The 19454-nt window shown below is 71.5% G+C and carries 17 protein-coding genes and 3 pseudogenes; 5 read left to right on the top strand and 15 right to left on the bottom strand.

The features are described from left to right. Window positions 1-14 precede the first annotated feature (14 nt). The 4 genes from ACFY2Z_RS27520 to ACFY2Z_RS27505 form a co-directional block, all read right to left on the bottom strand. Window positions 15-812: a PIG-L deacetylase family protein gene (locus ACFY2Z_RS27520; RefSeq protein WP_390746774.1), complete on the bottom strand. Its 798-nt coding sequence runs from the start codon at window positions 810-812 to the stop codon at window positions 15-17. Window positions 813-1004: 192 nt separating this feature from the next. Further along, window positions 1005-2012, bottom strand: coding sequence for an NUDIX domain-containing protein (locus ACFY2Z_RS27515; RefSeq protein WP_390746773.1), 1008 nt, complete (start codon window positions 2010-2012; stop codon window positions 1005-1007). 250 nt (window positions 2013-2262) lie between these two features. After that, a complete protein-coding gene (locus tag ACFY2Z_RS27510) occupies window positions 2263-2511 on the bottom strand; it encodes a hypothetical protein (RefSeq protein ID WP_311699565.1) in 249 nt (82 codons plus the stop codon). After that, on the bottom strand, window positions 2498-2812 hold the full coding sequence (locus ACFY2Z_RS27505) for a DUF6400 family protein (RefSeq protein WP_390746772.1): 315 nt from the start codon (window positions 2810-2812) through the stop codon (window positions 2498-2500). The genes ACFY2Z_RS27510 and ACFY2Z_RS27505 overlap by 14 nt, the downstream gene beginning before the upstream one ends. 207 nt (window positions 2813-3019) lie before the next feature. Between ACFY2Z_RS27505 and ACFY2Z_RS27500 the strand changes: the two genes are divergently transcribed. Together ACFY2Z_RS27500 and ACFY2Z_RS27495 are read left to right on the top strand one after the other, a co-directional pair. Beyond that, window positions 3020-3526: a DUF6584 family protein gene (locus tag ACFY2Z_RS27500; protein WP_390746771.1), complete on the top strand. Its 507-nt coding sequence runs from the start codon at window positions 3020-3022 to the stop codon at window positions 3524-3526. A gap of 117 nt (window positions 3527-3643) precedes the next feature. Beyond that, a pseudogene (locus ACFY2Z_RS27495) lies at window positions 3644-3841 on the top strand (MerR family transcriptional regulator); the annotation flags it as partial. Between the two features lie 81 nt (window positions 3842-3922). Here ACFY2Z_RS27495 and ACFY2Z_RS27490 read toward each other — a convergent pair. Next, window positions 3923-4054: pseudogene (locus ACFY2Z_RS27490) on the bottom strand (MerR family DNA-binding transcriptional regulator); the annotation flags it as partial. 124 nt (window positions 4055-4178) lie between these two features. Here ACFY2Z_RS27490 and ACFY2Z_RS27485 point away from each other — a divergent pair. Beyond that, entirely contained in the window at window positions 4179-4766 is a 588-nt protein-coding gene (locus ACFY2Z_RS27485; protein WP_390746770.1) for a TetR/AcrR family transcriptional regulator, read from the top strand. A 113-nt stretch (window positions 4767-4879) separates the two neighbouring features. Here the strand turns inward: ACFY2Z_RS27485 and ACFY2Z_RS27480 are convergent, their stop codons facing one another. The 6 genes and pseudogenes from ACFY2Z_RS27480 to ACFY2Z_RS27455 all read right to left on the bottom strand — a co-directional run bounded on the left by ACFY2Z_RS27480 (window position 4880) and on the right by ACFY2Z_RS27455 (window position 10361). Continuing rightward, window positions 4880-5728: an alpha/beta fold hydrolase gene (locus ACFY2Z_RS27480; RefSeq protein ID WP_390746769.1), complete on the bottom strand. Its 849-nt coding sequence runs from the start codon at window positions 5726-5728 to the stop codon at window positions 4880-4882. 164 nt (window positions 5729-5892) lie between these two features. Further along, window positions 5893-6708 carry an alpha/beta hydrolase gene (locus ACFY2Z_RS27475; RefSeq protein WP_390746768.1) on the bottom strand — a complete coding sequence of 272 codons (816 nt, stop codon included), beginning with the start codon at window positions 6706-6708 and terminating at the stop codon, window positions 5893-5895. A gap of 253 nt (window positions 6709-6961) precedes the next feature. Further along, a complete protein-coding gene (locus tag ACFY2Z_RS27470) occupies window positions 6962-8257 on the bottom strand; it encodes a VWA domain-containing protein (RefSeq protein WP_390746813.1) in 1296 nt (431 codons plus the stop codon). A 71-nt stretch (window positions 8258-8328) separates the two neighbouring features. Further along, window positions 8329-9189, bottom strand: coding sequence for an AAA family ATPase (locus ACFY2Z_RS27465; protein WP_390746767.1), 861 nt, complete (start codon window positions 9187-9189; stop codon window positions 8329-8331). A 145-nt stretch (window positions 9190-9334) separates the two neighbouring features. Next, window positions 9335-9674 (bottom strand): annotated as a pseudogene (locus ACFY2Z_RS27460) (glycoside hydrolase domain-containing protein); the annotation flags it as partial. Between the two features lie 201 nt (window positions 9675-9875). Next, window positions 9876-10361, bottom strand: a complete 486-nt coding sequence (locus ACFY2Z_RS27455; protein WP_390746766.1) for a carboxymuconolactone decarboxylase family protein — start codon at window positions 10359-10361, stop codon at window positions 9876-9878. A gap of 211 nt (window positions 10362-10572) precedes the next feature. On the opposite strand from ACFY2Z_RS27455, the gene ACFY2Z_RS27450 reads away from it, so the two are divergent. Beyond that, window positions 10573-11463, top strand: coding sequence for an RNA polymerase sigma-70 factor (locus tag ACFY2Z_RS27450; protein WP_390746812.1), 891 nt, complete (start codon window positions 10573-10575; stop codon window positions 11461-11463). Between the two features lie 54 nt (window positions 11464-11517). Here the strand turns inward: ACFY2Z_RS27450 and ACFY2Z_RS27445 are convergent, their stop codons facing one another. The 4 genes from ACFY2Z_RS27445 to ACFY2Z_RS27430 form a co-directional block, all read right to left on the bottom strand. Beyond that, window positions 11518-14385: an FAD-binding and (Fe-S)-binding domain-containing protein gene (locus ACFY2Z_RS27445; protein WP_390746765.1), complete on the bottom strand. Its 2868-nt coding sequence runs from the start codon at window positions 14383-14385 to the stop codon at window positions 11518-11520. Window positions 14386-14410: 25 nt separating this feature from the next. Beyond that, window positions 14411-15586: an anhydro-N-acetylmuramic acid kinase gene (locus tag ACFY2Z_RS27440; RefSeq protein ID WP_390746764.1), complete on the bottom strand. Its 1176-nt coding sequence runs from the start codon at window positions 15584-15586 to the stop codon at window positions 14411-14413. An 87-nt stretch (window positions 15587-15673) separates the two neighbouring features. Next, entirely contained in the window at window positions 15674-17260 is a 1587-nt protein-coding gene (locus ACFY2Z_RS27435; protein WP_390746763.1) for a sodium:solute symporter, read from the bottom strand. Window positions 17261-17268: 8 nt separating this feature from the next. Continuing rightward, entirely contained in the window at window positions 17269-18270 is a 1002-nt protein-coding gene (locus ACFY2Z_RS27430) for an N-acetylglucosamine kinase (protein WP_390746762.1), read from the bottom strand. A 215-nt stretch (window positions 18271-18485) separates the two neighbouring features. Between ACFY2Z_RS27430 and ACFY2Z_RS27425 the strand changes: the two genes are divergently transcribed. Beyond that, window positions 18486-19433, top strand: a complete 948-nt coding sequence (locus ACFY2Z_RS27425) for a MurR/RpiR family transcriptional regulator (RefSeq protein ID WP_390746761.1) — start codon at window positions 18486-18488, stop codon at window positions 19431-19433. The last annotated feature ends 21 nt before the right edge of the window (window positions 19434-19454 follow it).

The raw sequence follows: 19454 nt of genomic DNA, 5'->3' as shown, positions 1-19454 counted from the left end.
TGCCCCGAACCGCGTCAGGTTGTCAGCCTCTCCAGGCCACGGCCTGTGGGCGCGACTTCCAGCCGTGTGTAGTGCTCCGTGGCGAGGATCCGTCGCCGGGCCTCGGCAGACAGACGGGACAGGATTCCGGGGAGCGCGCGCTCGCGAGCCACTTCGCTTCGGTGCGCCTGGATGGCGGACCACTTCTGCTCCAGCCACGGACGCACGTCGACCGTGGCGGTCACCCACTCGTCCGGCACGCTGAGCACGGACTTGCCGACCCGGGTCATGAGCCCGCCCAGCTCGGCAACGCCCGAGTGCGGATGCGTGGCCAGGTAGAGCGCGCTGGGCTGCCACGGTTCCCCCGCCGCGAGGTACCGGTGCTCAAGTCCGGCGGCCTGCACGGCGAGCAGGGTCACCCGGTGGGCGTGCACGTGGTCCGGGTGGCCGGACAGACCGCCGTACGCATCGTGGGTCACGACGATGTCCGGGCGGACCTCACGCAGGTGCCGCACGAGCCGCTCGAGGGCCTCGTCGAGGGGAGCGTCGCAGAACCGTGCCTGACCGGGCGCCGACTCGGGCACCCGGGCGTCGGCGTACCCCAGCATGCGCGGCTCGCCGACTCCCAGAATGCGCAGGGCGTCGGCGAGTTCCGCGGCACGATGGCTGCCCGGGGCCCAGGTCGCGGTGACAACGGCGGTGCGTGCTCCCGCGGTGGCGTGCTGCGCGAGCACGCCACCGGCGACCAGGGACTCGTCGTCCGGGTGCGCGAAGACCGCGAGCAGGCTCGGTAGCTGTGAAGGGGATGACGGAGACGAAGGGGATACGGTCACAGGGCGAAGCCTCTCTCGTGGCACCAGAGGTGCGCGAGTGCCGGCCGGGCCGCGTCACCGTGGCGGCTGCGGCTCGTGGCTGCACTTCGCGCGGCAGCGCCAGCAGGGCGTCACGCACCGGGCCCTTCCTCAGCGCCCCGGACCCCTCCAACTCGGCGACCATCTCCGCGCGCGCGGTCACCGGATCCGTGGTCACCGTGCTCCCCAGCCCATCTCCGTGTACAGCCGCCCCGCGCGGATTCCGTCGATCGCCGCTCGGGCGTAGGGGACGAGCGGCTCGGGCAGTGCGTCCGGCCGCCACCACTGCCAGGCGAGGCACTTGTCGGGCTCGCGCAACTCCGGCGTGCCCTCCCAGCGGCGGGCCCGGAAGACCAACTGCATCCGAGGCCGGCCGCCTGGCGTGTGGACGAGGTGCACGGCGTGCACGAACTCCACGTCGGCGGGGGCGATGACAAGGCCGGCTTCCTCAAGGGCCTCCCGGACGAGACAGGAGACGGCCGATTCCTGCTCGCAGTGCCCGGCCAGGAAATGCCAGGTGTTCCCGGCGTACGCGGAGTCGGGATGGCGCAGGCCGAGCAGGACCTCGCCCTGCGCGTTCTCCAGGTGGAGATGCACGCCGATGACGTTGGGGACAGCCTGCTGTCCGGTGTCCGGTGCCGGGGCCTGTCGGCGGGCCCCGGGCAGATGAGGAGCGGCGGCCGCGGCACCGCGGGGGCCGGACGGCGGCCGGGCGGCATGGTCGCGCACCAGGTCGAGAGTCGAGGGGCTCATCCGGAGACGCGGCACGACCTCCGGGGCGAACCAGCGCAGCATGACCCCCTCGGTGAGGTGGAGGGACTCGGGGTCGCCGTTCCAGCGGGCCACGTAGATCTGGATGGTCACCATCGCGCCGTCGATGCGCCTCGCGTGCTCCACCTGGAGCGGCTCCAGCACCGGTAGATCGAGTCCGGCTTCCTCTTGCAGCTCCCGGCGTGCTGTCTCCTCCAAGGACCGGTCACCGGGCTCACGCCCGCCCCCGAGCAGCGACCAGGATCCGGGCTCCCAGATGCCGGGGCGGTGGTCCCGCAGGTGCAGCAGGTATTCGCCGGCGTCGTTGACGATCAGCACCGACGCGTGGTCGGGCTCCCGCACGCCCGAGGCGGAGCCGGGAGGGGCGCCGGTGTCGGCACGTACCGGTCCGCCCTCTTGAGCCGAGGCCATCGAGTCCCCCTGGAAGCCGCGTGAGCATGTGATGTCGTTCAGCTCAACGACCCGAAGCGCCTTCCGAACGCACGTTTTTCAGACGTGCTGGAGTCCGCGTCCCGAGGGGCGAAGTGAAGGGTGCGGGTGGTTACGAACCTTGCCGTGTACGGGCGTGCGGCGACGGCGATCTTGGCCGAAACTCCGTGCCTGGTCCGCTCAGCGGACCGACCAGGCCGGCAACGGCTACGTCGACCCGCGCCGTACGTGATCAACGGGTCCGGCGATGTCCCTGATCGTTCACGCGAGTGGCTCCGAAACCGGACTCGTGTGTCCAGATGTGGGTGCAGGACGGGCACTGCAAGTGGAGCAGGCTGCCCGTGTTGGAGAGTAGATAGCGCCAGTGCTTGGTACATGTCCGCCGCTCCTCGCACGCGGCGCACCCGGCCCTGTCGTTGCAGTTCGGGCACGCCACCCAGGCGCGGCGGCCGATGTCGGCCTGAGGGTCAAGAGGCAGCACTGCCGTCCCCTCTCCTGGGCAGGACCCCGGCCGCGACCAGATCGTCGTACAGGCGCTGCTGCTCCTCGCTGAGGTCGGAGTACAGCATGTCGCGTGCCTTGTCCTCGTCGCGCAGCACAGCGACGGGATCCCAGTCGGGGCCGAGAGCGGCGAGGACGTGGGTGCGACGCAGGGCCTCGTGCGACGTCAGGTCGACGCTGAAGTCACCGAGCGACGCACTGTCGGGCCGATCCACCGCGGGCGGACCATCTGCGGCGGGTTCGTCCGGTTCATTGGGAAGAGTGGGGTCATGGGGGGACATATGGTCGAACGTAGGTAGCCCGTCCGGGTGAGGCAAGGGTGGGTGGGAGAAGTCACAGCAGAGTCGGGGAGTCGTCGCAGGGGCGGCGCGAAAGTCGCGACAACCGTGCGCGTCCGGGCCGGAACGTTCTGACATGAGTGCGGCGAGTCGGCGCTGAGCGGCGAAACCCGGTCGACGTCGGTCGCTGCCGTACTCGATCATGCGCTCATGCCACTCAGAGAGACCCTTGCCCGAGTCGACGCGGACCTTGCCGCCGGTCGGGTTCCCGTCGCGCGTCAGCGCCTGCGTGGGCTGGTGTCGTCCTTTCCGAACGACCTCATGCTGCGCCGCCGTCTGGGCGAGGTGTACCGCCTGTACGGAGAGCCCGCGGAGGCGGGCCGCTGGATGTACCTCGAACAGGACCGGGACGCGGCCGAGACCACCGCCTTCGAGGCGAGGTACAGCACAGCTCCGCAGCGCATGCGGGCAATTGCCTGGCGCGGCTCTGAGTCGCTGGCCCCGTCACCCTTCGCAAGAGAGCAACTGGCAGCGGTACGGGCGGCCTGCTCCGATGCCATGGGGCGTCCCGTCGACTGGGACATGGTGCCCCCGGGTCGGGGGGTGGAGAGCAGGGGGACCGCCTTCGCCGATTTTCTCGCAGGGGCGGGGTGCCTCGTGGCGGTCCTCGGGTTCCTCGCGATCTGGGTGAACGGACTCGTGGCCCTCTTCGACTGACTTGGCAATGTCACACGTGAGGTCTCAAAGGCCTTTGGCGTGTGCTGCGTCGGCGGGCGGGATGCCAGGGGCATATCGTGGTCAGGCGTCCCCGGCAGGGTCCGGCACAGCGCACCCGCTGTTCTGCTGGCCCGGATCCGGCGGCTGACCGAGCTGGGACTCTCCCTCGAAGAGGTACGGCACGTCCTCGCTGAAGACGTCGGGCGGCAACTGTCCGAGGCACTGGGCGAGTTGGCCGCCGACCTCGCCCGGCAGGGACACGAGATCCAGGAGCGCCGCAGGGTGCTGGCGGCGCTCCTGGAGGGTCCGTTAACCGCCGGGTCATGACGTACAGAGCGATCGGGCCGGTGATCATCGAGACCACCGGGATCAACACCCACCATGCCCTGGGCCCTCCGCGTCTCGGAGGCTGTGGCTGCGGTATCCGTTGGCCTGCCGCCGAGGCTCGGGCAGGAGACCGATGTGGTGGTAGTGCCGTATGGCCCGTGGGGCGATTCCGACGAGCGCGGCGATCTCTCCGATGCGCATGGTGCCAGTAGAAACCCTCCCGCAGCGACAAGGTCAAGCACGGCCGCGGCACGCCCGTCCTCGCTGACCTGCGCCTCCGGTGCGCCCTACGCGCTATGGATAGAACGTTCCGTATACTGGCTGTATGTCGAAGGTGAAGGGTTCGTCCGGGACGGGTCGCCGGTCGGAGGCGCGTGAGCGGCTGTTGAGTACGGCGAGTCGGCTCTTCTACACCGAGGGCATCCGGGCGGTCGGCGTCGACCGTGTGATGGCGGAGGCCGAGATCGCCCGCGGTACCTTCTACCGGCACTTCGAAGGCAAGGACGACCTCGTCCGGGCCTACCTCGAAGCGACGGACCAGGGCATCCGTGACCGTATGAGCGCCGCCCAGGAGGAGATCGGCGATTCGTCCGTGTTCCTTCAGGCCGTGGCGCACGGCATCGGGGAGGAGCTGTGCGGTGCAGGCTTCCGCGGATGCCCGTTCATCAACGCGGCCGCCGAGTACCCGGAGCGGGACAGCGCCGTCCATCAGGCGGTGCTGACGCACCGGGCCTGGTTCCACCAGGTGCTCCAGGAGGCTTTCGAGCAGACGGGTGCGGCCGACCCCGCCCGCTCGGCCGATGCCATGGTGGCCATGCGTGACGGTGCGATGGTGGCCGGCTATCTGAGCGATCCGCAGAGGGCGAACGACACCTTCGTCCACGGCGTCGCCGCTCTGCTGGCCGCCGGCTGACCTCTGAACCGCCTGCCGCCCGGGTGTGCCCGACGCGCACATCTCTTCTTCCGGCACGGACGGGACGGCCTCCGCCCGGTCAGCTGGGGCGGAGGCCGTTGGGCGGGCCGGGATCACTTGGTGTGGGCGGCCTGTTCCACGAGGTGCGTCACGGCGCCCGGGTCGGTCAGCTGGACGGCGTGCGGAGCGTTGACCTCGGTGGTGTGGGCGTGCGCGCGCGACGCCATGAACCGCTCCGCGGCGGCGGGGATGGCGTGGTCGGCGCGGGCGACGAGGTACCAGGAGGGAATCGTCTTCCAGGCCGGGGTGCCGGACGGTTCACCGAGGGCCTGTGCGGTGACCGGGCGCTGGGTGGCGGCGAGTTCGGCGGCACGGGCCTTGCTGAGCCGGTCGCTGAGGAACACGTCACGGTACTTGTCGGGCTTGAGATACAGGTCGGTGCCGGTGCTGCCGTCGGGCTGGGTGAAGGGGACGGCGTTCAGCGCGGTGGGGACGGGAGCGTCGGGATCGTCGCTGAGGTGGCTGCCGGGGAACTTGGCACTGATGGCCACGGCGCTCTCGCCCTTGTCCGGGGCGAAGGCGGCGACGTAGACGAGTGCCTTGACGTCCGGGTTGCCGGTGGCGGCGTCGGTGATGACGGCGCCACCGTAGGAGTGACCGACCAGGATGATCGGACCGTGGATCGTCTTGAGGTAGTCGGCCAGGTAGGCGGCGTCGCTCTGGAGGCCGCGCAGCGGGTTGGCGGGTGCCGTGACGGTGTAGCCGTCGGCCTGCAGTTGCTTGACGACGCCGCTCCAGCCCGCGGAGTCGGCCCAGGCGCCGTGGACGAGGACGACAGTCGGCTTGGCGGTGGCGTGGGCGTGGTGGCCGGGGGTCGCTGAGGCGGTCGTGGCGAGGCCCCCGGCGAGGGCGAGGCCGGCCGCGCCGAGGGCGGCCAGGCGGACCGGTCGGTGGGTGAACACAGGTTTCTCCTTGGATCGTGAGGACGGCGGACGGCGTGTGCGGCCGCCGGGAGTGGAGCGGGCAGGTCTCGCCGCCCGCGGGGGAGGGCATGGGGCGGTACCGGTCGGACGAGGGGGTCCGCCCCACGCGGCTCGGGGGCGTTCAGCGCGGGCAGAGTGGGCTGTCAGGCGCGGCTGAAGCCGTGGTGAGCTGCCCAGTCGAGCGCGTAGTCGGCGACCTCTTCCCAGCCGTCCTGGCCGAGGATGAAGTGGGACCGGCCGGGGAACTCCTGGTACTCGGTGACGGCCGGGGACTTGCGGTACAGCCGCCGGTTGGCCTTGTTCACCTTCGGCGGCACGATGTGGTCGGCCTCGCCGGCGATGAACAGCAGGGGAGCGCGCCGCCGATTGCGGAAGTCGACCTTCGTCGCGGCACGGGGGTTGAAGTTGGCGAACGCGCCCTGGAAGAGCACGCGAGCCGAACCGGGCACCTGGTAGCGCTCGTAGACGGCGGCCGACTCCTCTTCGCTGAGCGTGTTGGTGAAGCCGTAGTGGAACTGCTCCGGCGTCAGGGCGATTGCCTTGTTCTTGTTGGCGGGGTTGCCGAGGACCGGCCATGCCGACTTCAGCGTGGAGTACGGCAGCGGGAGGACACCTTTGACGGGGGCCGAGTCGATGGCGACGCCGGCACTGCCCAGGCCGCGGTCCAGCAGGACCTGGGTGATGGTTCCGCCGAAGGAGTGCCCGATGATGACGGGCGCCTGATCCAGCCGGCGGATGACCTCCTCGTAGCGGGCGATCACCTCGCGCAGGCCCACTCCCGCGATACGGGAGGGGTCGCGCCGTATCTCCTCGACCTCGCCTTCGAGGCCGGGCCAGGCCGGGGCGATGACCCGGTATCCCTGTGCCTCGTAGCGCTCGGTCCATTTCTCCCAGCTGCGCGGGGTCATCCAGAGCCCGTGGATCAGCACGACGGTGCGGGCCGGGGAGGTGCCAGTCATCAGAACTCCAGAAGCTAGATAGAACGTTCTGTTCACTCTCGACGGTACGCTACGCCTGGCCGATGCCCGAGGCAAACGAGGGGAGGGGATGGCTTCGTCACATCGCGGGGTGCGGGTGCCAGGGAGGCACCGCACACACGAGAAGAGGGCGATCGGCTACGGCTTCCGTGCCGCGCTTGACGCAGCCGACAGCGGACACCGTGTCGGGCAGGGGGACCGGCGGCCTGGCCGGACAGCTCCTGGCAGGGCCAGGTCAGACCGGCAGAAGCCGGGAGATGATCGCGCTGAGCTGCCGCGCGTTGCGGCACTCGTACATCTCGACGACACCGGCGTAGTCCGGTGCGGCCGAGTCACCCGTGCCCCATTGGGAGCGCGGCTCGGGGTTCAGCCAGTAGACACGGCGGGCTCGCCGGCCGATGTTCCGTACGGCCGGCAGATTCGGGTCACCCATGTTGGTGCGGGCGTCGCCCAGGACGAGAACGGTGGTGCGCGAGCCCACGGCGTCGGGGTAGCGCTCGGTGAACTCGCCGAACGTGGTTCCGTAGTCGCTGCTGTCGTGCCAACCCGTCAGCGTCGCTTCCGAGCGGATCCGGGCGCTGAGCGCGCCGGGATCGGCGGCCCCGTGCGCCAGAATCCGGGTCACCTCGTCGACCTGGTTGACGAAGGCGAACACCCGCACCTTGCTGAACTGGTCGTGCAGTGCCTGCACCAGCAGCATCGTGAAGTCCGAGAAGCCCGACACCGAGCCCGAGACATCGCACAGCAGCACCAGCTCGGGCCGGGCAGGGCGGCGCCGGCGCAGCACGGGCCGTATCGGCACGCCACCGGTCGACAGCGACCCACGCAGTGTGCGCCGCAGGTCGATGGTGCCGCGGGCGGCACGTCGGCGGCGGGCGGCCAGCCGGGTGGCCAATTTGCGCGCGAGCGGCTGAACGACCCTGCGCAGCTCGGCGAGTTGATCCCGGCCGGCGAAGAGGAAATCGACCCGGTCGGCCGTGGTGGCCACCGCTCGTCGCGCGATCTCGTCCGGGCCGCGCCGCTCGGCGACACGGCGCCGCGCCTCCACGGCGACCTGCTGACGGAACGCCTCGATACGCCGGCGGACCTCGTCCTCCAGCAGTCGGTCGGTGAAGCCCGCCACGTCCTGTTGCGCCCGGATGCTGTCACGGACGCGTGCCATCAGCGTCTGCGGGCGGAGCCGGTCGAGTGTCTGGTACGACGACCAGCCGTCCGACCCCGGCGTCGACCCGTACCCGCCGAAGCCGTCCACCGCCTCCACCGCCAACCGGGCCATGGCCACTCGGTCGTCGGCGGCAAGCGCGTCCGCGAGCCGGCCCCGCAGCTCCTCGCGGTCCGCCGGGGCATCCCCGGTCCGGACCCCGACGCGGGCCGGGAAGTACACGTCGAAGACGGCATCGAAAACCCGCCGCTGTCCCTCGCTGTGCAGCAGCGCGGCCGCCAGCCCTTCGCGCAGCAGCTCACGGTCCGCCAGGCCGAGGAGCTCCGCCGCCTGTGCGGCGTCCACGGTCTCGCCGGTGCCGATCCGCATGCCGTGCGAGCGCAGTGCGCCGACCAGACCCGTCAGCCGCCCGGCGACACCCGCTGACGGGGCGGGGGCGCTCACACGGCGTCCAGGTCGAGCTTCGCCGCTGCCTTCAGGACGTCCTCCTGATGCTTGAGGACCACACCGAGGGTCTCGCGCACGAGGCTCTCCTCAAGGGTGTCGGCATCGAGCGCCAGCAGGGTGCGCGCCCAGTCGATGGTCTCGGCGACCGAAGGGGCCTTGCGCAGATCCATCTCACGCAACGCCCGGACCACCCGCACCAGGGACTCGGCCAGGAGTCCGTCGATGCCCGGAACCTTGAGCCGGACGATGCGACGCTCCAGCTCCTCTTCGGGGAAGCCGATGTGCAGGAAGAGGCAGCGGCGGCGCAGCGCCTCCGACAGCTCGCGGCTCGCGTTCGAGGTGAGAACCACGAACGGGCGCCGGGTGGCCGTCACCGTCCCCAGCTCGGGGACGGTGACCTGGAAGTCGCTGAGTACCTCCAGGAGCAGCCCCTCCACCTCGATGTCCGCCTTGTCGGTCTCGTCGATCAGCAGCACCTTGGGGTCGTCCCCGCGGATGGCGCTCAGCAGCGGACGCGGCAGCAGGAACTCCTCGCTGAAGATGTCCGTGCGTGTCTCGTCCCATGTCTCGTCACGGCTCGCGCTGATGCGCAGCAGTTGCTTGGCGTGGTTCCACTCGTACAACGCCCTGGACTCGTCGATGCCTTCGTAGCACTGCAGCCGGACCAGCTGTGCCTCGGCGACCTGGGCGACGGCCTTGGCGAGTTCGGTCTTGCCGACCCCGGCGGGGCCCTCCACCAGGAGCGGCTTGCCGAGCCGGTCGGCCAGGAACACCGTCGTCGCGACCGCGGGGGACGCCAGATAGCCGGTTTCTGCGAGGCGCGCGGAAACTTCGTCGACGGATGCGAAGAGCAACGGGGCCTCCAGCTCGGCACGGGACAGGTCCAGTACTATCTAAGCGCTTGCTCACTGGTTCTGTCACGTGTGAGGAGGGCCATGCGTATCCGGCGGCGGATTCCCGCCGTCCCGAAGGTGACGGGAATCCGTGCGGATCCGTGTGTCAGTGCGACGCAGGCGGCCCTGCCTGGGCGGCCGTGCCCCAGTCCGACGGCTCGGTGCCGACCGTGAAGGCGAGCGACCGCATCCTTCGCAGTGCGTCCGTCGTCAGATAGGTGCGGGCCGTAGGGGGTGCCGTCGACACGGGCCGACTGGACATAGGGGCGACCCTCCGAGGTGCCGGGTGCCGTCACCCTGAGGGGGCCACATGGGTGGTGGCGCCGGTCCAGCCTCAGATCGACCCGCGCGAAGACCGGTGTGGACAGGCCCCACGCGTCATGGCCGGGCTGGACCGGGAAGATGCCGAGGGACGACAGCACGTTCCAGGCCGACATGGGCGTCAGGGCCTCCCCACCTCTTGGATAACGTTGTCAAAGATGAGGGCGCCCATTGCGCGTTGGGTGGACCCGTCGACAGTGCCGGTGTCCGCGGAGGTCGGGTGCGGCAGCCATGCCGTGCGTTGGTGGGCGCCGTAGCCGCGTCCGGGCGTGCGCGGGCCCGGCCTGGACCGAACGGTCCCGGGCCGGGCCGGATTCGTCCGCCGGTCAGTCGACCATGGCGGCGAACATGCCGGGTTCGTAGGAGCCCCCACGCTGGTGCACGATCACGGCGAGCCGGTTGGCGGCCTTGATCATGGCGACCAGGGAGACCAGCGCGGCGATCTGGTCGTCGTCGTAGTGCTTGCGTACCCGGGCCCAGGTCTCGTCGGACACGCCGTCGTGGGCGTCGGCGAGCCGGGTGCCCTCCTCGGCGAGCGCCAGCGCGGCCCGCTCGGCCTCGGTGAACACGGTGGATTCGCGCCAGGCGGCGACCAGGTGGAGCCGGACCGCGGTCTCACCGGCGGCTGCGGCCTCCTTGGTGTGCAGGTCGACGCACCAGCCGCAGCCGTTGATCTGGCTGGCGCGCAGTGACACCAACTCCTGCGTGGACTCGGGCAGCGGCGACTGGGCGATCACCAGGCCGGCGTTGGCGAACCGCTTGGAGAACTTGGCTGCGATCTCGTTCTCGAACAGGTTGAACCGAGCGTCCATGACGGCGTCCTCACTTGTGGCGTGGCACTGACGAACACGAGATGCCGGCGACCCGCCCCCTGTGACGGGACGGCGGCGTGACGTGCGCCACTCCGTCGGGGTGTCACAAAGCTGTGGAGCCCGGCGTCTTGTGCGCGTGGCGTCGTCGGGAGCGAACAGGCAGGAGCAGCCGGTGGAGAACGAGCACACACAGGACACGGCCGGGCAGCCCATGGGCGATGGACGCACGGACCCCGCCACCGAGGCGTTCGTCGCCCATCGCAACCTGCTGTTCACCGTCGCCTACGAGATGCTGGGCTCGGCCGCCGATGCGGAGGACGTGCTGCAGGAGACCTGGTTGCGCTGGGCGGGTGTCGATCTCGGCACGGTGCGGGATCAACGGGCGTACCTCGTCCGGATCGCCACGCGCCAGGCACTGAGCCGGCTGCGCACGCTCGGCCGCCGCAAGGAGTCCTACGTCGGTCCCTGGCTGCCGGCCCCGCTGCTGACCGCCCCCGACGTGGCCGAGGACGTCGAACTGGCCGACAGCGTCTCGATGGCGATGCTGCTGGTGCTGGAGACACTCTCGCCCCTCGAACGCGCGGTGTTCGTGCTGCGCGAGGTGTTCGACCTCGGGTACGACGAGATCGCCGAAGCCGTCGACAAGAGCCCGGCCGCCGTCCGCCAGATCGCGCACCGGGCACGGGCCCATGTCGCGGCGCGCCGCCCGCGCGGAGTCGTCTCCCCGGCCGAGACCCGACACGCGCTCGATGCGTTCCAACGGGCCGCCACGACGGGCGACTTGCAGGGCCTGCTCGACGTCCTCGCGCCGGATGTCGTCTTCCTGGGCGACGGCGGCGGGATCAAGCAGGCCGTCCAGCAGCCCGTCGTCGGGGCCGACAAGGTGGCTCGCCTGCTGGCCGCCGGGCTGAACAGGACCACCACGGCGGCGCTGCGACCGGCCCAGGTCAATGGCTACCCGGCGCTCGTTCTCCGGCTCGACGGAGAGGTCGACACCGTCGTGGCGGTGCGCATCGACGACGGACTCATCACCGGGCTCTATGCCGTGCGCAATCCCGAGAAGCTGTCGCACATGCGGCAGGAGACCGCCCTGCGCCGCTGAGCCCGGGGCCCGTAAAGCCGAGCGCATCCCCCGTCTCCATGGTGCGGGACCGGGTCACGCGGTGGCCTCGTCGAGGAGCTCGAGCACATGCCGGTAGGGACGGCCGGTGGCGCGGGTCATGCCCATCTCGCAGGTGCGGTTGCACGAGGCGTACGCGTCGAAGTCACCCGCGGTGATCTCGGCGGCCTGCGCGGCCGTGGCCGAGGCGGTCACCTCCGGGTGCAGCAGACCGCGGTCCCCGGCGAAGGCACAGCAGCCCCAGCTGCCGGGCACGGTCACCTCGGCGCTGACGGCGGCGGCAACGGCGCGCAAGGAGGCGTCGATACCGAGGTGGACCGTGGAGCAGGTGGGATGGAGGGCTAGGCTGCCCAGACGGCGGGGCGTGGGCAGGGCGGACAGGAGGTGCTCCGCCGTGAAGACGACGCTGTCGACGAAGCGCAGTGCGGTGAAGCGGGCGCGGTCGGACTCCGGGAGCGCGTCGGCCAGTTGCTCCAGACCGTGGGTGCAGGAGGACGCGTCACAGACCACCGGCAGCCCCCCGCCGTCGCTGGCCTCCCACAGCGCCTGCAGCGTGCGGGCGGCCATGGTGCGGTGCCCGGCGGTGTAGCCCTTGGACTGCCAGGGTGTGCCGCAGCACAGGTTCGACAGCTCGCCGGGCACGCTCACGGGGACGCCCGCGCGTTCGCAGAGCCGCAGGAACGCAGCAGCCGCGCCGCCGGAGGTGCCCTCGGGGGCGAAGACGCTGCCGATGCACGCGGCGAAGAACACGGCTTGCGCCTCGGCGGGCCGCCGGGGTGCAGGGCGGGCGGGGCCGCCGCGCGGGATGTCGTCGGCCCAGGCCGGGACCAGCTCCGCCGCTCCCGCCTTGCGGATCGCACCCGTCGCGGCACGCAGAACGGGCGCGGGCATGACGTGCGCGGCGTTCAGCGCGGCGCGCACGCCGGTGACCGCGCTGCTCCAGTGCCGGGCGGCCGCGGCGCCGGCCCGCTGGGCTGTGGGGCTGTGACGCTCGGCGCGCAGGCGTTTCATGACCGCGCCGGTGTCGATGGTGACCGGGCAGGCGGTCACACAGAGGCTGTCGGCCGCGCAGCTGTCGACCGCCGCGTAGGCGTAGTCGGCCTCCAGGGCGCTGCGGCGTTCCTCGTCGCCGGCGACGGTGGCCAGCGCGATCTCCCGTTGCAGGGCGATGCGTTGACGGGGCGTCGTCGTGACGTCCGCGGTCGGGCAGACGGGTTCGCAGTAGCCGCACTCCACGCACGCGTCCAGTGCCGGATCGACCTCGGGTACGCTCTTGAGGCTGTGCAGGTGGGTGGCCGGGTCGTCGGTCAGCAGCACCCCGGGGTTCAGGACGCCGTGCGGGTCGCACAGCCGCTTCAGCTCGACCATGACCTCGTACAGCTCGTCGCCGTACTGGCGGCGCACGAACGGGGCCATGGCGCGGCCGGTGCCGTGCTCGGCCTTCAGAGTGCCGCCGACGTCCAGGACGAGGTCCACCATGGCATCGGTGAAGCGGGCGTAGCGCTCGGTCTCGGCACGGGTGTCGAAGTCCTGGGTGAGCATGAAGTGCAGGTTGCCGTCCCGGGCATGGCCGAAGATCACCGCGTCCTGGTAGCCGTACCGGTCGAACAGACCGATCAGGCCCTCGCAGGTGCCGGTCAGTCGCTCCATGGGGACCGCGATGTCCTCCAGCAGCGCGGTGGTACCCGGGCGGCGCGCCCCCGCCACCGCGGTGTACAGGCCCTTGCGCAGATGCCACAGCCGTGCCCGCACCCGTGCGTCGCGGGTCAGTGCGGTGCCGGTGACGGCGGACAGACCGTCAAGCACCGGCTGGGCGGCGGCCACGGTCGCGTCCAGCGCCTCGGCGGTGTCCTCGGCGAACTCCACCAGCAGCGCGGCATGCCGTTCCACACGCAGACCGCGCAGTTCGTCCACGGGGTCGGGGGAGCGCTGCGCCACCCGCAGCGACGCGGCGTCCAGCAGCTCGGCGGTGCGGGCCCCGGCGGCCAGCAGCGCCGGCAGCGCGTCGGTCGCCTCGGCCAGGCCGGGTAGTACGAGCAGTCCCGTGGCGGTGTGGGGGAGCAGCGGCACGGTACGGAAGACGGCCTCGCCGACGAAGCCCAGGGTTCCCTCGCTGCCGATCATCAGATGGGCGAGGATGTCCACCGGGTCGGTGTGATCCAGGAACGAGTTGAGGCCGTAGCCCATGGTGTTCTTCATCGCGAACAGCCGCTCCACGGTGGCCCGGGAGGCCGCCGAGTCGCGGACCTGGTCCCGCAACCTCAGCAGTCCGGCGTGGAGTTCGGGCTCCCGTGCCCGCAGCGCCTGGTCCGCGTCCCGGTCCGCGGTGTCCACCACGGTGCCCGACGGCAGCACCAACTGCAGCGACTCCATGGTGCGGTAGGCGTTGTCGCGGGTGCCGCAGTTCATGCCGCTGGAGTTGTTGGCGACCAGCCCGCCGATGGTGCACGCGGACTCGCTGGCCGGGTCGGGGCCCAGCCGGCGCCCGTACCGCGCGAGCCGCGCATTGGCCTGACGTACCGTCAGTCCAGGCTGGAGCCGGATCCGCAGGCCCTCGTCCAGGACCTGTGCGGTGCGCCAGTGGCTGCGGACGTCGACGAGGATGCCGGCGCCGCCCGCCTGCCCTGCCAGGCTGGTGCCGCCCGAACGCAACGTCAGCGGCACCCCCGCGCTGCGCGCCCCCGCCATCAGCGCACCCACCTCGGCCGCCGACGCCGCACGTACCACCGCCTGAGGCGTGAACAGATACGGGGACGCGTCGTGGGCCACCGCGATTCGGCGGGGCATCTCGGTGGACACCCGCGCCGGGTCGTCCACGCACCCGGCCAGGATCTCGGCCAGGCCGGCGGAGGCCGGATCGTGGGCGGTCGGCGCGGCGGAGGGGGTGACAGCGGGGCTGGTCATGGTTCCTCGGTACGGGGGAGGGCGGTCAGTGGGCGGCGGTGATCCGCAGCAGGCGCGGCGGGCGCGCGGCGGGCTCGGGCAGACGCAGCGGCGACAGACCGGGGGTGATGCTGCCCAGGAGGGCGGCGCGGCGGGCACCCGTACCCGAGGGAAGGGCGCCGGGCAGGCCGTTCACGGTGAGGAAGCCCAGCACGGCGAACGCCAGCGCCTCCTTCGCGTCCGACGGCAGCCCCAGCTCGTCGCTGGGGTACAGCGTCACATCGGGCAGCTCGTCGGCGATCATGCGCATCAGCACCGGATTGCGCAGGCCGCCACCGGACACCACCAGGCTCGTGACCCAGTGGGCGCGGCAGGCGTCCGCCACCGTGACGGCGGTCAGCCTGGTCAGGGTGGCCAGGACGTCGTCCGCGGCGGGCGTGGGCACCGCCGCCAGCGCCCGCAGCAGGTACGGCAGATGGAAGTGCTCCTTCCCGGTGCTCTTCGGCGCGGGCCTGCGGTAGTACGGGTCGTCGAGGAGCGCGGTGAGCAGAGCGGCGCTGACGCGGCCGGCTCCCGCCCGGCGACCGTCCTCGTCGTAAGTGGCGGCGCCGTCGGTGAAATGGCGTACGGCGGCGTCCAGCAGCGCGTTGGCGGGACCGGTGTCGAAGGCCAGGGGCTCCGCGCCCGGCGCGACGACCGTGACATTCGCGATGCCGCCCAGGTTCAGCGCCGCCGGGATGCCCGAAAGCCCCCGCAGGAGCAGGGAGTCGGTCATGGCGACCAGCGGCGCTCCCTGCCCGCCCGCGGCCACGTCCCGGCTGCGCAGGTCGGAGACGACCGGGAGCCCGGTGGCCTCGGCGATCCAGGCGGGCCGGCCCAGTTGCAGGGTGCCGCGGACGGTGCCGTCCTCCACCCAGTGGTGCAGGGTCTGGCCGTGGGACACCACCAGGTCCGCGGTGCCGTCGCACAGTTCGCTCAGGGCGCGCCCGGCGGCGTCGGCGAAGGCCTGCCCGATACCGGTGTCCAGCGCGCACACGGCCTGGGTGGTCGTCGCGGCGGGTGGCAGCGTGCCGGCGATCAGGTCGCGCAGTTCGTCCGGGTAGGGGACGGAGAGGTGGCCGAGCGGCCGCATGTGCAGGGTGTCGCCATCCAGGGTGAGGTCGGTGGCGGCCGCCTCGATGGCGTCGTACGAGGTGCCGGACATCAGGCCGATCACACGCATGGCTTCTCCCAGTGAGGATCGTGGGACTGAGGGATGGGCCCGGGGGCGTGGCCGCCGACGGTGGGCGGCCCCGCCCCCCGGGTGTCGTCACTCCAGGCCGGCGCTCGCCGTCAAGGGGTCCGAGCCGGAACGGGACTCCGGCTCACCGCCGGGCAGCGTGACCTCGTTCACCGGCCGCAGCTGCGGCGCGCGGTGGAACAGACTCATCACACCGCCCACCACCAGCGTGATCACCACGCCGATCGGCACGAGCCACTGGGCCGCGATCGCGGTGGGCACCGTGGCCCCGGCCACTGTGACGTCGATCTTGACGTCGCGCACGATGTAGGTCATCACCCCGATCGTCACCAGGAAGGCCACGACGGAGTCGACCTGGTTGGCCCGCTTGACCAGCCGCCCCAGCAGGAACGCGCCGAGCAGCGCGCCGTAGGTGTAGCCCGCGATCGTCAGACCGGTCAGATACACATTGCCGGTGCTGGCGCTGAACGCACACGCGAAGACGGCCATCAGCACCGCCCACACCAGCGTCATCACCCGGGCCAGCTTGAGCAGGGACTCCTCGGAGGGCGTGCTGCGGAAGAAGCTGTGGATGATGTCGGCGACCGTCGAGTTCGACATGGAGTTCAGCGCCGAGGACAGCGAGCCCATCGCGGCGCCGAGGATGCCGGCCACCAGCAGACCGGAGATCACCACGGGCAGGCCGTGCAGGATGAAGTTCGGGTAGAGGTTGTCGGAACTGGCCAGGCCCAGCTGCTTGAAGTCCTTGCCCTGGTTGTAGGACCACAGCAGGGCGCCGACGAGGGAGAAGGCGGCGAACTGCAGGGTGACGAAGACACCGGAGGCGATCATGGCCTTCTGGCCGTCGCGCAGCGAGCGGGTGGCCAGGATGCGCTGGACGATCAGCTGGTCGGAGCCGTGACTGGCCATCGCGAAGATGGCGCCGCCGATGATCGCGGTGGGCAGGGCGAACGGGCTCGTGAGGATGTGCGCCAGGTCGAAGTCGGTGTCGAAGAGCTTGAAGTGGCCCGTGTCCAGGGCGCGCGAGAAGCCGGCGGCGCCGACGTGGCCGGACAGCACGGCGATGGCGAGGATCGCGCCGCCCAGGTACAGAGCCATCTGGATGGCGTCCGTCCAGATGACCGCCTTGATGCCGCCGAGGTAGGTGTAGACGACGGTGATCGCCGTGAGCACGATGATGATGACGCGGTAGCTTGAGTGCACACCGAACTCGTCGAGCAGCAGCTTGATCGGGATCGCGGAGGCGAACAGCCGGACGCCCTCGGCGAGCAGCCGGGTGAAGACGAAGGTCACCGAGGCGAGCCCCTGGAGTTTGAGCCCGAATCTGCTTCCCAGGTACTGGTACGCGCTGACGAAGCCGCCGCGCTTGTACAGGGGAATCAGCACGGTGGCCACGACGATGCGGCCGATCACATAGCCGAGGGCCAGTTCGACGTTGCCGAAGCCCTGTCCGCTGTAGGCGCCGCCGGGCACGCTGATGACGGTGAGCACGCTGGTCTCGGTGGCGACCACGGAGAAGGAGACGGTCCACCACGGCATGTGGCTTTCGCCGACGAAGTAGTCCTTCGCCGTTTTCTGCCGTCCGGCCAGGCGCAGTCCGATCATGGCGATGGCGACCAGATAGACGACGATCACCACGAGGTCGAGTTGGCGCACGCTCACTCCTAAGCGAGGGCCGGCGGAGTCACCGGCGGGGTGGGGACAGGGGGAAGGGACGTCGTCCGCCGTACGCGGACGACGTGGGGTTCGTGCGGTGCCGAGGCGTCCAGCGCCAGCAGGCGCGCGCCGTCCAGCGGGTCCCCGAGCGGGGGCCGCAGGTGCAGGGCGTACGGGGAGCCGGTGAGCGCCGCCCGCAGCGGGCCGAGGAGCGGTTCGCCGAGGCCGGTGAGCCCGCCGGTGATGGTGACGGGAAGGGCGTCGCCGCCGCCGATCCGTCGGGCGGCGGTGAGCACGGCATCGCCGAGCGCGGCGGCTGCGTCCCGGACGATCGCGGAGGCGGCGGCGTCACCCGCGGCGGCGGCATGGGCCACGTCCGGGGCGAAGGACGCGGCGGTGCGGGCGGGGTTGCCGTCCCGTCCGATGGCCGAGGGCAGCCGGTCGGGGTCGCCGAAGCGTGCGACGGCGGCGGCCAGCAGCGCGGTGTCCGGTCCGCGTCCGTCATGGGCGTGCAGCGCGGCCCGCAGGCCCGCCGCGCCGATCCAGGCGCCGCTGCCCTCGTCGCCGAGCCAGGGCCCCCAGCCGTCGACGCGGGCGTACGATCCGTCGTCCCCGATACCGATGGCGACGGAGCCCGTGCCGATCGCGAGCACCACGCCGGTGCGGCCTCCGAGGGCTCCCGCGTGGGCGGTGACGGCGTCGCTGGTGACGGCCACCTCGTCCGCGGGCAGGTCGTCGAGGAGCTGGGTGGCCAGTTCGCGGGCCGCCTCCGGTGCGGCGGCCGCCCCCGCCGCGCCCACACAGACAGCCGCCAGCCGGTACGAGGGCTCGCCTGCCAACAGCGGGAGGACCGCGGCGCGCACCGCGGCACGGGCCGCTGCCACTCCGTTGTCCGCGGCGAGCCCGGGGGCTCCGGGCACCTCGCGGACGTCGTGGGCAGGGCTGTCGCCGGACCACAGCACGGCACGGCAGCCGGTTTTGCCGAGGTCCACCGCCACAGTTGCTGTCATGGGGCACGCCTTCGTGTCTCCAGGGATCCGGCGCGTCGGGCGGTCACGGGGACGGCCGCAGGGCCGGTGACCGGCGCGGATCGCGGTCCAGCGAGTATCCGAAGGCCGACCTCCGAATGTCAATAAGTAACTTCCCGTAGATCGGCACGTAAATTTTTGACGTGCCATCGGGGTGTGATTAATGTGTCGCCCATCCACCGAGGAGGGAACGGCCCATGGCCCGCCAGGAACCACCCCGCACACCGGTCCAGCCGACGGAGGGCACCAGCCCCGCCGCGACCCTGGCCCGCATCCGCGCGGCCCTGCCGACCCTGGCCCCCTCGGAACGGCGGGTCGCCGACGCCGTCCTCGCCGATCCCGCGCAGGCCTCGGGGCTGTCCATCAGCGCCCTCGGCAAGCGGGCCGACACCTCGGTGGCCACGGTGATGCGCTTCTGCCGTGCCATAGGCATCGCCAACTACCCCCAGCTGCGCCTCGCGCTCGCCGCGGCCGCCGCCCGCGAGCACGCCCTCGGCGGCGAACGGCCGACACCGGGCACCGACATCAGCGCCACCGACACGCTGGACGAGATCGTCAAGAAGATCATCTACAACGAGGTACGCGCCCTGGAGGACTCCGGGGCCGGACTGGACCTCCAGGCGCTGGGCCGCGCGGTGGACGCGGTGGCGGGAGCCCGGCGGATCGACATCTTCGGCGTCGGTGCCAGCGCGTTCGTCGGCCAGGACCTGCACCAGAAGCTGCACCGGATCGGCCACATGGCCTTCATCTGGACCGACCGGCACGCCGCCCTCACCGCCGCCGCCCTGCTCGGGCCCGGCGACGTCGCCCTGGCGATCTCCCACTCCGGGGAGACCGAGGACACCCTCGAGCCCCTCCAGGCCGCCGCCGAACGCGGCGCCACCACCATCGCCCTCACCAACGTCCCGCGCTCCGCACTCGCGCAGAGCGCGGACCTCGTGCTGACGACATGTGCCCGGGAGACTCCCTTCCGCTCGGGCGCGACCGTCAGCCGCATCGCGCAACTCGCGATCATCGACTGCCTGTTCGTCGGCGTGGCACAGCGTTCCTACGACGCCACGACCGCGGCGCTCGAGAAGACCTACGGGGCCATCCAGCGCCGCAGGCGCCCGCAGTCGCAGCGCCGCACACCGGCCGACGACTGACCGCCACCCCTGCCTCTCCCC

It is taken from the genome of Streptomyces sp. NPDC001222 (assembly GCF_042896945.1).
GTDB lineage: Bacteria > Actinomycetota > Actinomycetes > Streptomycetales > Streptomycetaceae > Streptomyces > Streptomyces gibsoniae.
The sequence above is the reverse complement of the archived record's forward strand: the minus strand, read 5'-3'. Positions and strand labels throughout refer to the sequence as shown.

Bases quoted from the DNA above. Each gene is read 5' to 3' on its own strand.
- ACFY2Z_RS27425 (WP_390746761.1), top strand. From the start codon at position 18,486: ATGGCCCGCCAGGAACCACCCCGCACACCGGTCCAGCCGACGGAGGGC.
- ACFY2Z_RS27500 (WP_390746771.1), top strand. From the start codon at position 3,020: ATGCCACTCAGAGAGACCCTTGCCCGAGTCGACGCGGACCTTGCCGCC.
- ACFY2Z_RS27515 (WP_390746773.1), bottom strand. From the start codon at position 2,012: ATGGCCTCGGCTCAAGAGGGCGGACCGGTACGTGCCGACACCGGCGCC.
- ACFY2Z_RS27470 (WP_390746813.1), bottom strand. From the start codon at position 8,257: ATGCGGATCGGCACCGGCGAGACCGTGGACGCCGCACAGGCGGCGGAG.
- ACFY2Z_RS27440 (WP_390746764.1), bottom strand. From the start codon at position 15,586: ATGCGTGTGATCGGCCTGATGTCCGGCACCTCGTACGACGCCATCGAG.
- ACFY2Z_RS27475 (WP_390746768.1), bottom strand. From the start codon at position 6,708: ATGACTGGCACCTCCCCGGCCCGCACCGTCGTGCTGATCCACGGGCTC.
- ACFY2Z_RS27445 (WP_390746765.1), bottom strand. From the start codon at position 14,385: ATGACCAGCCCCGCTGTCACCCCCTCCGCCGCGCCGACCGCCCACGAT.
- ACFY2Z_RS27450 (WP_390746812.1), top strand. From the start codon at position 10,573: ATGGGCGATGGACGCACGGACCCCGCCACCGAGGCGTTCGTCGCCCAT.
- ACFY2Z_RS27505 (WP_390746772.1), bottom strand. From the start codon at position 2,812: ATGTCCCCCCATGACCCCACTCTTCCCAATGAACCGGACGAACCCGCC.
- ACFY2Z_RS27455 (WP_390746766.1), bottom strand. From the start codon at position 10,361: ATGGACGCTCGGTTCAACCTGTTCGAGAACGAGATCGCAGCCAAGTTC.
- ACFY2Z_RS27485 (WP_390746770.1), top strand. From the start codon at position 4,179: ATGTCGAAGGTGAAGGGTTCGTCCGGGACGGGTCGCCGGTCGGAGGCG.
- ACFY2Z_RS27430 (WP_390746762.1), bottom strand. From the start codon at position 18,270: ATGACAGCAACTGTGGCGGTGGACCTCGGCAAAACCGGCTGCCGTGCC.